Annotated in this window: 10 protein-coding genes and 1 pseudogene; 8 read left to right on the top strand and 3 right to left on the bottom strand. The window is 37.0% G+C overall.

Translation table 11 applies throughout. The features are described 5' to 3' along the window. The first annotated feature begins 47 nt into the window (after positions 1-47). The gene (gene xerC, locus R2H34_RS03110) at positions 48-1,196 is read left to right on the top strand and encodes a tyrosine recombinase XerC (RefSeq protein WP_043973256.1); all 1,149 of its coding nucleotides are present in this window, start codon (positions 48-50) and stop codon (positions 1,194-1,196) included. Here xerC and R2H34_RS03115 read toward each other — a convergent pair. Beyond that, positions 1,180-1,452, bottom strand: coding sequence for a pyocin activator PrtN family protein (locus R2H34_RS03115; RefSeq protein WP_004644614.1), 273 nt, complete (start codon positions 1,450-1,452; stop codon positions 1,180-1,182). The genes xerC and R2H34_RS03115 overlap by 17 nt on opposite strands. Before the next feature lie 185 nt (positions 1,453-1,637). On the opposite strand from R2H34_RS03115, the gene R2H34_RS03120 reads away from it, so the two are divergent. Further along, entirely contained in the window at positions 1,638-2,519 is an 882-nt protein-coding gene (locus R2H34_RS03120; RefSeq protein WP_042892155.1) for a hypothetical protein, read from the top strand. 126 nt (positions 2,520-2,645) lie between these two features. Here R2H34_RS03120 and R2H34_RS03125 read toward each other — a convergent pair whose 3' ends face one another. Further along, the gene (locus R2H34_RS03125) at positions 2,646-3,590 is read right to left on the bottom strand and encodes a hypothetical protein (protein WP_042892154.1); all 945 of its coding nucleotides are present in this window, start codon (positions 3,588-3,590) and stop codon (positions 2,646-2,648) included. A 175-nt stretch (positions 3,591-3,765) separates the two neighbouring features. Between R2H34_RS03125 and R2H34_RS03130 the strand changes: the two genes are divergently transcribed. From R2H34_RS03130 to R2H34_RS03140, 3 genes are all read left to right on the top strand, one after another. Further along, positions 3,766-5,571, top strand: coding sequence for a hypothetical protein (locus tag R2H34_RS03130; protein ID WP_282896558.1), 1,806 nt, complete (start codon positions 3,766-3,768; stop codon positions 5,569-5,571). A 462-nt stretch (positions 5,572-6,033) separates the two neighbouring features. After that, complete coding sequence (locus tag R2H34_RS03135; RefSeq protein ID WP_002124900.1) at positions 6,034-7,035, top strand: inovirus-type Gp2 protein; 1,002 nt, start codon at positions 6,034-6,036, stop codon at positions 7,033-7,035. Positions 7,036-7,077: 42 nt separating this feature from the next. Then, positions 7,078-8,040, top strand: a complete 963-nt coding sequence (locus tag R2H34_RS03140) for a hypothetical protein (protein ID WP_002117006.1) — start codon at positions 7,078-7,080, stop codon at positions 8,038-8,040. A 56-nt stretch (positions 8,041-8,096) separates the two neighbouring features. Here R2H34_RS03140 and R2H34_RS03145 read toward each other — a convergent pair. After that, a pseudogene (locus R2H34_RS03145) lies at positions 8,097-8,375 on the bottom strand (helix-turn-helix domain-containing protein); the annotation flags it as partial. A gap of 309 nt (positions 8,376-8,684) precedes the next feature. Between R2H34_RS03145 and R2H34_RS03150 the strand changes: the two are divergent. Genes R2H34_RS03150 through R2H34_RS03160 form a run of 3 tightly spaced genes read left to right on the top strand, consistent with a single transcriptional unit; the run spans position 8,685 to position 11,869 of the window. Next, complete coding sequence (locus tag R2H34_RS03150) at positions 8,685-9,134, top strand: hypothetical protein (protein ID WP_002124903.1); 450 nt, start codon at positions 8,685-8,687, stop codon at positions 9,132-9,134. Between the two features lie 45 nt (positions 9,135-9,179). Continuing rightward, on the top strand, positions 9,180-10,379 hold the full coding sequence (locus tag R2H34_RS03155; RefSeq protein ID WP_004960838.1) for a TolC family protein: 1,200 nt from the start codon (positions 9,180-9,182) through the stop codon (positions 10,377-10,379). Between the two features lie 11 nt (positions 10,380-10,390). Beyond that, the gene (locus tag R2H34_RS03160) at positions 10,391-11,869 is read left to right on the top strand and encodes an efflux RND transporter periplasmic adaptor subunit (RefSeq protein ID WP_002124879.1); all 1,479 of its coding nucleotides are present in this window, start codon (positions 10,391-10,393) and stop codon (positions 11,867-11,869) included. The last annotated feature ends 1 nt before the right edge of the window (position 11,870 follow it).

An 11,870-nucleotide genomic window follows, 5' to 3' on the forward strand; every position in this document is an offset into this window, starting at 1 on the left:
CACCAAATTTTACACCATAATAGAAAAAATAGCTTTTGGTGTAAATTATGGGGTCAATTACAGCAAGGAAAGGTGCAGATGGCAAAGTTAACTATCGTGCTGCGATTCGAATCACTCGAAAGGGCTTTCCTGCTTTTTCTGAAAGTAAAACATTTCACTCAAAGAAATTAGCTGAAAACTGGATTAAGAAACGAGAAGTCGAAATTCAAGAAAATCCTGATATTTTGCTTGGCAAAGAAAAGTTGATTGATCTGACCTTATCAGATGCCATAGATAAATATTTGGATGAAGTCGGGAGCGAGTACGGAAGGACGAAACGCTATTCTCTGCTCTTAATTAAGAAGCTACCAATTGCGCGCAATATTATCACAAAAATAAAATCAGTACATTTGGCCGAGCATGTGGCTTTAAGGAAGGGTGGAATTCCGTACCTCGATCTTGAACCTATTGCGACTAGTACACTGCAACATGAGCTTTTACATATCAGAGGTGTTCTTTCTCATGCTGCTGTTATGTGGGAAATGGATATTGATTTAAATAGCTTTGATAAGGCTACTGCTCAGTTAAGAAAAACACGTCAAATATCCTCCAGTCAAAAAAGAGACCGACTGCCTTCGAGAGATGAATTGATTGCATTGACGAAGTATTTTGCAGAACGATGGAAGCTAAATCGTTATGGCTCTAAATACCCAATGCATTTGATTATGTGGTTTGCAATTTTCTCATGCAGACGTGAAGCTGAATTAACACGATTGTATCTTCGAGATTATGACCCACATCATTCAACGTGGAAAGTGCATGATTTAAAGAATCCTAATGGTTCTAAAGGTAATCATAAGTCATTTGATGTACTTGATCCTTGTAAGGAGCTGATCAAAAGACTGAAACATTCAGAAGTTCGAGAACGGATGCTAAAGCTTGGACATAATGAAAATTTGTTATTGCCTTTGAATCCCAAAAGTTTGGGTAAAGAGTTTAGAGAAGCTTGTAAAATTTTGGGGATTGAAGATTTACGATTTCATGACTTGAGACATGAAGGCTGTACTCGATTAGCTGAACAGAGTTTTACTATTCCTGAAATTCAGAAAGTAAGTTTGCACGATTCTTGGGGGAGTTTACAGCGTTATGTATCAGTGAAAGCGAGAAGAAATATATTACAGTTGGAGGAGGTGCTACGCCTCATCGATGAAACGTAGCAAAATCTTTGGATGCCTCTGAATATTGCTTATCCAAGACAGCAGCAAGATCCTTAATGTGTACCAAAAATGGAGCACGTTTACTTTTATCTATTTTGAATACTGAGAAAGGGAATTGTTGATTATTCGCTTTTCTCAGTGCTTCGGCTTTGCTGAGGTGGGGATAATAGTCAGAAACTACTGTCATTAGTTCAACGGTCATAGAACGATACTTTATAAAAAGTAGTTCGGTAGTATTAATTTGAAAGCAATTCATGAAGTGGGTATTCCATACATAAAACTTTTTTAATTTGAATGGGTCACCTTTGAAGTAAGGCTGACCATCCCTATGTCTTAATCTTATTTTTTTGATGTAGGTCTTTATGTAATACTAATAATTAGAAATAATATTTTACTAGAATTGTGGTATAACATATTGAAAACTATTATTTAGATTCAAAAATGAAAAATTGCACACTTCTTGATTTTGAGCAATTGCAGGATGAAATTCTGAATTGCTTTTTGGATCATGCTGGACGTTTTTTAAGAGAACATAAAATAATAAGCGATCCTGACCCAAAGACTGAGTTTGAAGCGTCAGAACGCGAAATTTTGGTTGAACTGATGGTAGAGCATAGCCAAATGCGGTTCTTTGGTGAAACGTATTCGGTACAGGACTTGCTGAATTTGCTTGGTCAAATTAATACGGTAATAGAGGGGATTCGTGATTATAGACAGCAGCAGATTAATGAGAAATATTCCGAAATATTAAATAAATATATTGAGTTGGTTGTTGATGAAGGCGGGAGAGTCTACACCTATAACCCGAGTTTGAAGCGTAGAATCAATGGAATTTTGAATATAAGAAAACGATATGCGCCGCTGTTGCATAAAAAGCTTGAAATATTCTATTCAGAATTAACTGGTTATGCTCAAAAAAATGGCAGATTTAAAAATGCTTCGCAGGCAGTACAACTGATTTTACCCACGCTGCAAATCAAGTTTAGAGAGTTTGATTTGCAATGGGTTCAAAGCAGATTAGAGACAAATAAACAGAAAATTTTAGATTTAACAGAAGCCAGAAAAAATAACGAGAATAAAGAAACCTGTGAAGATGATGATTTTGGTGTGTCATTTAAAATTCAGGATAGAACCTATCTAAACCAGATCAGGGAATTACAGAATGAAAATAAAAAATGGGAACAGTTTCTACAGCATCCAGAGCGGTATTTTCCACAGCAAAAGCAACTCCCATTTAATACAGCATATTGCGATGAAGTGCTGGTCAATCACTTAAGGCGTCGTCCTGATTTATTGAAAGAGATTATCCAAGTTCAATTATGAATATCATTGAGGTGATGAGGGGGGCTCGTTCTTGGGCAGCAAGTGGATGAGGTGTGCTCGTTCTTAGGCAGCAAGTGGATGAGGTGTGCTATTGCTGCTTGCTCCTAGAAATGAGTAACTGTTAGCTCAGGTTTGAGCTGGTACAACTTCATCGTCATTTTGTACGGTACTGCCATATTGATGATGCTGATCAAATCCTAAAGCATAATTGGTATTTGGTTGATTTTTGATTGTTAAAAATAGCTTTTGTTTTGCGCATTCATTTCTCAATTGAGTTTCAATTTCGCTAAGTGCTTCGGGTGCAAGAGTTTGGTTAATGCTTTGTTGATCTGCTTCGTTAATCTTGCCTAAAAAAGCTTTAATTTTCTCTAATTCAATGGTTTGATTTATAGCCAATTGAATGAGGTATTCCTCAAATTCTTTTGCAGATTTGCTCATGTTTTCGTGGATGATATTTTTTTGGTGCACGAGTTCTTTTTCGAGTTCTGTAATTTTTTCATCCTTAAATTTCAATTCTTGCTTTAAATTATAATCATGATTTAAATTTTGCTCTTTTTTGAGTCTTGATATTATTTTATCTTTTTCACTTAATTTAAAATTATGTGCATCAATTAAAAATTCTAAGCAATTATCTAGACTTTTAAATTTACAATTTTTTTTAATTTTCTCAAGTTGTTTTAATATATTTTCGTCCATTGTTATTTGTTTGGTGATACGGTTGGCTTTCTTTTTCTCAGAGTGGTATTTAAATAAAAGGAATTTCTTTTTTAAAATTGAAAAATGTTCATCATTAGTTTCAATAATAAAATTTGTTGTCTCACATATGAGGGGGTTTATAAATCTTTCGTTTGTGTGGGATGTCCTAGCCGGGTTTTGTAGAGAATCTGATATTAAATTCTCATGTGATCTAGGTTGGGGGTGATTTGTAGATATGTAAACAATCTTTTGGCCAGGTTCATCAAGCTTAGTTAATAGACTTTCCTTCATGTAGCTCTCTTGATCCAAGAAATCTTTTTTTAAGTCCGTGTCAGTCGATAACCATTTATCTAAGGTTAAATGTGGTCGTGCCATTTTACAATTCATAAATATTTACTTAACATTTATATATCAGTAATTAAATATTAAGTAAATATTAATTATGCATTAACTGTTAAAAAAACAAATTTCAATTATCATTTCATGCCTATTATTATTGCTGTAAAATACATATACCCAAAGGAGAACTTGGTGTGTGGGAATTTTTAGCATGATTATTCAGGATTCTGAACAGCGCTTTTTGGCGCTATTTATGGCTTTCTATCAAAGGGTGGAGGGGCAAATTTCAGCCTATGCTTTTTGGGCATTAATCACGTTTATCAGAAATTTTGGAGTCGGAAGTACATCATTGCCACTCGGTGAATTATCAAAAGTGATCGGCATACAGGTTAAAAAATTACGGGGTGTATTGAATGAGTTGGAACAACAGGGAATATTAAAAATAGATTTTCCTGAAACTGGAAAAAGGTCTAGAGTTCGTCATTTACAACTTAATCTTACTTATATAAGGCTTGATTCAGCCACGTCTATTGAATGGTTAGAAAATAGTAATAAGCGTATGGTTAGGCAGATCCCTTTATTAAAATTAATTCAGACTTTATTTATAAAGAGTGATGGCATAAGTATTAGCAATTCACCTAAAAAAATAGAGATCGACTGCTATCTTGATTATCGAAGTTATCTTGTTTTATTACGGTTGCTTTACGGTGCAGACTCGTTTGGGGTTGTTATAGGGTGTGGAATTGGTGAAATTGAGCGAGCCACGGGTTTAAGCAAACAATCTATTTATCGCGCTATACAGCAGCTTAAAAAAAACGGATTTATCCGCTGCCAAGCGGATGGCGCAATTCGAAATAGTTTTATTCAAACAGAGTCTCCAATATACGCTTTAAACCTTTCGCATAGGTTTTGGGGGGATGCTGCGATCTACGGCAAATTTTATATTTTGAAGTACCCCCAGCCGCATGTTTTTGAAGTTCAGAAAGTGGCCTCTATTTTTACTATGCTGAATCCAAAGAGCGACTTGTTGTCAAACACTAAAAGTGAAGATTCAGGTGTTGGCTTGAAGGTGTTGAATTGCAAAAACTATTATTTGTTACATGATCCTTTGTGCTGGATGAAACCGTTTATTCTTCGGTCTCGTGATGCTGTAGGTTATGCAAATTATGTTTTGTTACAACAGCAGGAAATAATGAAGTTATATGATCATTATGTCGAGCTAAAGCGGTTACATCCAGAGAACCCATTATCAGCGACGTTTTATTTAAAGCCGCATGAAAATATTTTGAAGGATGAGGCGGTTTTGGATCATTTAGCATCTATCCAGCATACTAAACTCAGCGGGATGAACAACCGCTTAGGTCTTTTTCAAAGCTTGCTTGAGCAGTGGTGCTGCCAAATATACTGTCAGAATAAATCGCTTTTTAAAATGCTGAAAGAAGCTAACCCAGTAGTAATCGATGATGAAAGCTTTGAGCGTTTAGGGTGCACAGACTTTCTCTATCCGTATTCATTGCAAGCCACTCAAATCAAAACAATCAAAGAGAATATGACGCTAAAAAATGAGTCTGATAAAATTGAATCAATGATCACCTTCAAGTTAAATGCTGAGCAGTCCAGAATTCATCAGTTTTTAATGGCCCTTATGGATCTGATTGCATATAACCAAATTTATTTTTTTCAGCAATGTATGCGGAAACATTCTGATATTGACCAAAAGCTCAGTGCAACTAAAAGTAGTTTGGGAAGGGCATTGGTAAATGCAACTGAAATAGTGACGCCTTTTAGGATTTTACCTCGGTCATTTATACAGAATACATACAGCTGTTGCTTTGTCCCTGATCAGCACGCGGAAGCTAACAGGTATGTCTTAAGTGAATTGGCGTTTCAAGAACCCTTTCAGGATGGAACTCGCTTTGATTTTCCTACACAGCAAATAACAGAAATTTCACCAACACTGGCAGAACTTAAAGATTACGGACTGCTGCATCATCACTGTTTGTCATTATTCGAATAGTTTTTTTGCGCTAAGTTTTTTTTGAAAAAACCATTTTTCTGACCTAACTATCGTAACGCTAAAATATATAAAAAGCCTAGCTTAGCCGAAGGTCTGGAAATTCTGCTGATAGGCTAGGCTATGGTTATTGCTTTTACGCTAAGACGGTTTTATATATTATTAATATATAGATTAATACTAATAATAGATTAATGACTGTAGCGTATAGAACTATAAATACTAGATATATCAATACAATCACTGTTACTCATACAGATAACAAGAACAGTTAGACATGTCATGCAGATATGAATATATACCCAATATGCATGATGATAGGGACCAATAGTCCATGTAGAATGAGAGCACTATTCGATAAATGCGGATAGTGGATGACTTGTTCTTACTCTAGATAAAAACACTATTTAAAAAAATAAGTCGATTGCTTAACTATGACGTGAATCATAGTTAAGGAAGTTCAACGTGTTCCCATTGGATTTAGATGATCAGGCAGGGGTGATGTATACCATTCATCGCTTTGTAGATGTATGTCTTAATTTTGATATTTCAGACGAAGCATTCATTTTCAACCTAGAACGCTTGTATTGCGCATTTGAAGCGTTTAAACAAGAAGGGCTTGAGTATGCAGCATCGCTTAGGGCGTTTATTGCAGTTACTGAATACGTCAATAGCCAACGTGGCATGCTTAGCTTTGCTGAATATCTGACAGGGCTTTCAATAGGGGAAATTAAGGCATTAAGACGAATACTGCATGCACATCGAGGGCTGATACGTGATGAGATCAAAAGCTTTGTGAGACGGAAAGAATTGAATCGAGTGGCATTACTTGAGGAGTTCGAAGGCGCAATTAAGGGGTATCATTCGGTTCTAGTGATCAGAGTGGATTTGAGCTATAGCAAGGACAGCATGAGTGAAATTACTGTAAATGACTTCTATCAGCATATCGGAAAACTACGTGATTTGATCACTGATAAAAATGGATATTTTGATGCACTTTTGACCTATGCGATCGCACTGGAGCAGGGTATAACCAAAGGCTTTCATGCTCATTTAACATTGGTGATTAATAGATCGAAGCATCAGAGTGATTATAAAATTGCTGAGGGAGTGATCGATAAGTGGAAGGAAATCACATTCGATAAGGGTTTTGGGCGGAACATCAACACGACAGCGAATAAAGACAACTACGAGAAGCAAGGTCGTTTAGGTATTGGAGATATTCGTCGAACGACACCCGAACAAGGCAACAATGCTTTGGGTGCAGTTGCTTATCTCAGTGACCCTGATAAATACGAGCAGACGTTATTGGTTAAACCACGAGGGCGTAAAACGTTTTATAAGGGGGATTATCAGCATCATGGTCGCCCAATACCTGATACAGAAGAAAATAGAAGAATCAAAGAATGGGATGCGCAGACCGCTTTAGCAAAGCTGGAAGAGGAGATTTGGTTTAAAAAATTATGAATATGCCAGTTCTATGAAATCAATCCATTCATAGGACAACACATGAGCCATTCAGAGTTAGAGTTTGTTACAGCACCCCGATTAGAACAAGACGTTTTAGAGCATTACCAAACGATTCGCTTTGCTCCAATTCCAGAAGGTACTGATTACGATGCTCATCAAAAAAATATAGATCAGGAGTTCAAGCGGAAACTGTCTGGTTATTTTTCAGCATGGCGCAGAATGATGGCCGTTGGCATTCATGAGCATTTGTCTTTTTCCTTTTGGGCAGACAAGTTCTTTCAGGCTTACTGCAGTGTATTACAGGAAGAGCAGATTCGGTTCTTTGAGGTCACGGCGCAAAGAAGCGCTGGTTTTTATATCGATAAGATCGTAAAGCGGCTGAGAGTGCTGTTTGAAAGCACCAGCTTAACTGAAGAAATGCATAAGCTGAATGAGTGCTACGAAAAGCGGATTGAAAAGTTGAGAGAATCCTACCGTAATACAAGCCAGATCTATCCTGATGCAGCGGATTTAAAACTGGAACTAAGTCTAAATGAGGGTGGAAATGAAATTATCGATTTGCGACAGTTAGAGCGATTTTTATCAAATTTCCAAAAAAGTCTAGCAGCTGAGTATTGGTATAGAACACAAGCCATTTACCGCTTTTATCAAATTGTACGGGATGATGTTCAGCAGCGGTATGTGATCCACTTTTATCTGAGCTTTAACCGATCACTCTATGCTGATCCATTATTTTATTGCAGTGTCATAGAGCGTTGCTGGGCCCAGGTCACGAATTATATGGGTACCTGCAGTTGCCTTAGTCTGACAGATCAAAATAGTGTGGTTGATGCTGAACAGATGTTTCGGATTGATCGAATTATTCAAGAAGACGTCCAATGTCCGCTGAGTGCATTAAATAGCATGCCAGAGAATCAAACAGGGCAGTTTGGGCTTCCGAATAGAATCTGCATTTACCCTAAAGGATTTAAATGGTTTGATGGAGCACCTGTACGGCGCTGAAAATTTATATGAGTGTCCTGCACTTGCTTGACGCTCTAGATTGCGCAGATTATCCTTCTCATCAATTCTGTTTGCAAACGTCGAGCACCCAGATTTCTAGCCGAGCGCATTTCCAATATTAAGGCCTCTAGCTCAGTATTGATTTTAGTATTTGGAGATTTTAATGGGCGTTTACTCTGACTACTTAATCCATCAATACCTTGATCAGAATATCGTTTCCACCACTTGCGTAATGTTGGTCTAGAAATGCCACATCTCCGACAGACTAGGCCAGCATCATTGGTCTCTTCAAATAATTTAACCCATACGAGTCTTTGTTGAATTTCTCTGTTCATAGACACCAATTATATTGAAATGATGTCTATGAATCACACATTTAATGACTAGATTTCATTGGAGATTTTGGATGAGTTCAATTGCCACCACCTCTAAGATAAGTAAGCTTACTTTGTACTAACTCAAACTAGGTACAGCTTAAATCCTTTTAATACAGTTCCAGAAAATAACTAAATAAAGCTTCATTACCCATAAGCTATCCATTGATAAAGAGATAGCTTGTAAATTTGAGATATATTTTCATATAGGATTTACTTTCTAGAAGCTATTCAGTATTCTTTTCACGTTTCATTTTGATCTGACTTGCTATGTTGGCTAATAAGTTTTTTAAGCTTATTCTCGTATCAGTCCTGTTTTTGTTTGCTATAACAACGACGGGGATTTATACGTGGGCGCCTGTAATAGCAAAAAATCTAGGTCATCATCATGAACTGAGTATTTCTGTAGAAACAGAAGATTCTAGCCAATGGTCATTAGTTCATCATGATGAAGTTCTGAATACAGCAGATCAAGATAAAAAAAATCATAACTGGACAAGTTATGATGAACCCGCATTTCATCATTCAGTAAAACCAATTCAAGCTGATGATCATTTCTCAATTGATCCAGTCTTTTTCCTTAGTTTTGCTTTACCTTTAATCCTCTTATTTTTAGGTTTATTTGAACGCCCAATTCGTTCTTTTAAGCTTAGGAAAAGGATTCCCTTTCTTTGTAATACCTACGCATTTACCAAAACTCTCATTGTTCTAAGGAATTGATTTAACTATACAAAAATATTTTTCATTTTTTGTATAGGTATAGTCATGTCTAAAAAAAGTCAGGTAATTTTCGCCTGTGGCTTAGTCATCATTGCTCCTCAGTTATTAGCAGGAACAAATTATGCACAGTTACAGCAGCAAGCTATTGCAAATGATTCAGTTCTAAAAAGTTTGCAGCAATCTCAGCAAGCTTATGATGTAAATCAAAAATATGCTGGTCGGATGAACAATCCAACTTTCAATGTCGAATTGGATAATTTGGGTAATTCTAAGCTGAAAGATTTGGATGGCCCAACTGCATTCATGGGTTTGTCCCAAGAAATTCCGTTGAATAATAAACTCGCTTTGCGTAAGCAATTGGCAGGTTTGCAAGGAAATAATAACCAATTTGAGATTACTCAACGACAAGCAGAGTTAAAAGCTGATTTTCGAATCTGTATGTCTAATTGGTATGCAGCTTCTCAGCGAGCAGAAATTTATGCTGCAGATAGCAAGCTGAGTGCAAGACAAGCAACAGTTCTAAATGAAAAGCTAAAGTATGGACGTGTGATTCCATCTGATGTTCAGCTTAATTCAGCTTTATCTGCTGAGTCCAAGTTACGTTATCAAAATGAGCTGAAAAAGGTTCAGTTTCAGAAAAATCTCTGTTCAAAATTTGCTTTTGATTTGCCAGCCAATGCTATAGATGTTCCTTTAACGATTAACTTCACTGACAAGGTTAGCTTATCTGAAAAGCAGGCTTTACTAAAAAAGCAGCAGGCAAAAACTCAATTTGAATTAGCAAGAAAAGAAGCGGTTCCTGATATCACGCTTGGCGTTGGTGTACGTAATTATCAAGAAACAGATGACAAAGTTTTTTTGGTTTCCACTTCTATTCCGCTTTCGATATTCAATCGCAACAGTGGAAATATTGCACTCGCTCAAGCACAGCAAACCAATGCTGAAACTCGTTCAGAATTAATCAATCGAAATTCAAAGATTGAATTGGATAACAAATCTATTGAGGTATCCAGTTTGATTGATGCAATCAAGCAATATGACCAATCTGTTTTACCTGCAACAAAAGAAAGTTTACGCATTGCAGAAATGGGTTATCAGGCAGGAAAAATTTCATTATTGGAATTTAATAGCATTAAACAAGTTTGGTTAGACAAACATCTCGCTCGATTTGATCTGTGGTTGGCTTTGCAAAATCAGATTGCAGAAGTTGAACGAAATTATGTAACGAATTTAGATCAAGAATAAGGGCAGAGAATATGAATAAACCAAAGAATACAGTAATTGCTACAGGCGTTATAGCTTTACTTGTCATGTTGTGTGCTCTGGCTTGGTATAAAACAGGAAACAAATCACAGACGTCTTCAGCACATGGTGAAGCTATCGAAGAAAAAGCTGCTGTCGCAGGTGATGAAAAAGGTCCACATGGTGGTCGCTTATATCGTGATGGAGACTTTTCGGCAGAGGTAAAAATTTTTGAAGAAGGTGTAGAGCCGCATTTACGTGTCTATGGCTACTACAAAGATCAGCCTTTAAAGCCGAGTGAGATTAACGCGAATATTTTTATTAAGCGTTTAGATGCTGAGCAAACCATTCGCTTCAAACCTGAAAGTGATTACTTGATTGGCGATGAAATTGTTTATGAACCGCATTCGTTCTTGATGGTGATAAATGTTGATTATCAAGGCAAGAAACACAGCTGGAAATGGGATACCAAAGAAGGCCGTGTAACGATGCTGGATAGCAGTATCAAAAGCAGCGGTTTAGAACTTCTTAAAGTTGAACCTATGACTTTTGAGAATGCGCTTGAGCTCAAAGGCGAGCTTAAATTTCCCGATAATTTTGAAAGTTTTATTACACCTAAAGCAAGCGGAACACTAATCAAAACTTATCGAACGATTGGTGATAAAGTCAGCCAAGGTGATCTGTTAGCGACTGTTCAAAGCCAAGATCTGATCCGTTTAAATGCTGAGCGATCTATTGCTTTGGATAATTTGCAGTTTTCTCGCAAAAAAATGGAACAGGAACGCGCATTATTTCAAAAACGTGTATCGCCTGAAATTGACTATATCAATGCAAAACGTGAATACGATGATGCACAGACTCGTGCTAATGAGCTGAATAGCTTAATCAGCTCTTACGGTGGTTCAGGTAATGGAACGATTGAGGTAAGAGCAGCAATGTCGGGCACAGTTTTACAAGTGCTTGCTGCGGTTGGTTCAAATGTAACACCAGCTTCACCACTCTTTAAAATTGCCAATACCTCACAGTTGCTTGCAGTGGTCAATGTGCCGGCTGATAAGCTGAATGCAATTAATCCAAATGCAAAAGTAACCGTTAAACCTCAAGTACAGGAAAGTACGGAGGAAGCACTGGGTAAGATTAAATACATTAGTGATGTGATTGATCCGAAAACACGTACTGCTCAAGTCTTTATTGAAATTGCGAACCAATTTAAATGGCGTTCTGGTCAGCTTGTTACCGCACAAATATTTGAAAATCAAAGCACGAAAGCCATGGTTGTGCGTGAAGATGCATTACAAAACTTCCGTGATTGGGATGTGGTATTTATCCGTGTAGGAAATGACTTTGAAGCACGTCCTTTAGAACTAGGCGATAAATATAACGGTTTTGTTGAGGTGAAATCTGGTCTTAAAGCAGGTCAGGTGTATGCAGCAGGCAATTCCTATTTATTAAAAGCAGAGCTGGGTAAATCTGGCGCTACTCATGATCATTAAG

Origin of the sequence: Acinetobacter sp. 16, from assembly GCF_033439925.1 — a bacterium.
GTDB lineage: Bacteria > Pseudomonadota > Gammaproteobacteria > Pseudomonadales > Moraxellaceae > Acinetobacter > Acinetobacter junii.

Bases quoted from the DNA above. Each gene is read 5' to 3' on its own strand.
- xerC (WP_043973256.1), top strand. From the start codon at position 48: ATGGGGTCAATTACAGCAAGGAAAGGTGCAGATGGCAAAGTTAACTAT.
- R2H34_RS03115 (WP_004644614.1), bottom strand. From the start codon at position 1,452: ATGAATTGCTTTCAAATTAATACTACCGAACTACTTTTTATAAAGTAT.
- R2H34_RS03120 (WP_042892155.1), top strand. From the start codon at position 1,638: ATGAAAAATTGCACACTTCTTGATTTTGAGCAATTGCAGGATGAAATT.
- R2H34_RS03125 (WP_042892154.1), bottom strand. From the start codon at position 3,590: ATGGCACGACCACATTTAACCTTAGATAAATGGTTATCGACTGACACG.
- R2H34_RS03130 (WP_282896558.1), top strand. From the start codon at position 3,766: ATGATTATTCAGGATTCTGAACAGCGCTTTTTGGCGCTATTTATGGCT.
- R2H34_RS03140 (WP_002117006.1), top strand. From the start codon at position 7,078: ATGAGCCATTCAGAGTTAGAGTTTGTTACAGCACCCCGATTAGAACAA.
- R2H34_RS03150 (WP_002124903.1), top strand. From the start codon at position 8,685: ATGTTGGCTAATAAGTTTTTTAAGCTTATTCTCGTATCAGTCCTGTTT.
- R2H34_RS03155 (WP_004960838.1), top strand. From the start codon at position 9,180: ATGTCTAAAAAAAGTCAGGTAATTTTCGCCTGTGGCTTAGTCATCATT.
- R2H34_RS03160 (WP_002124879.1), top strand. From the start codon at position 10,391: ATGAATAAACCAAAGAATACAGTAATTGCTACAGGCGTTATAGCTTTA.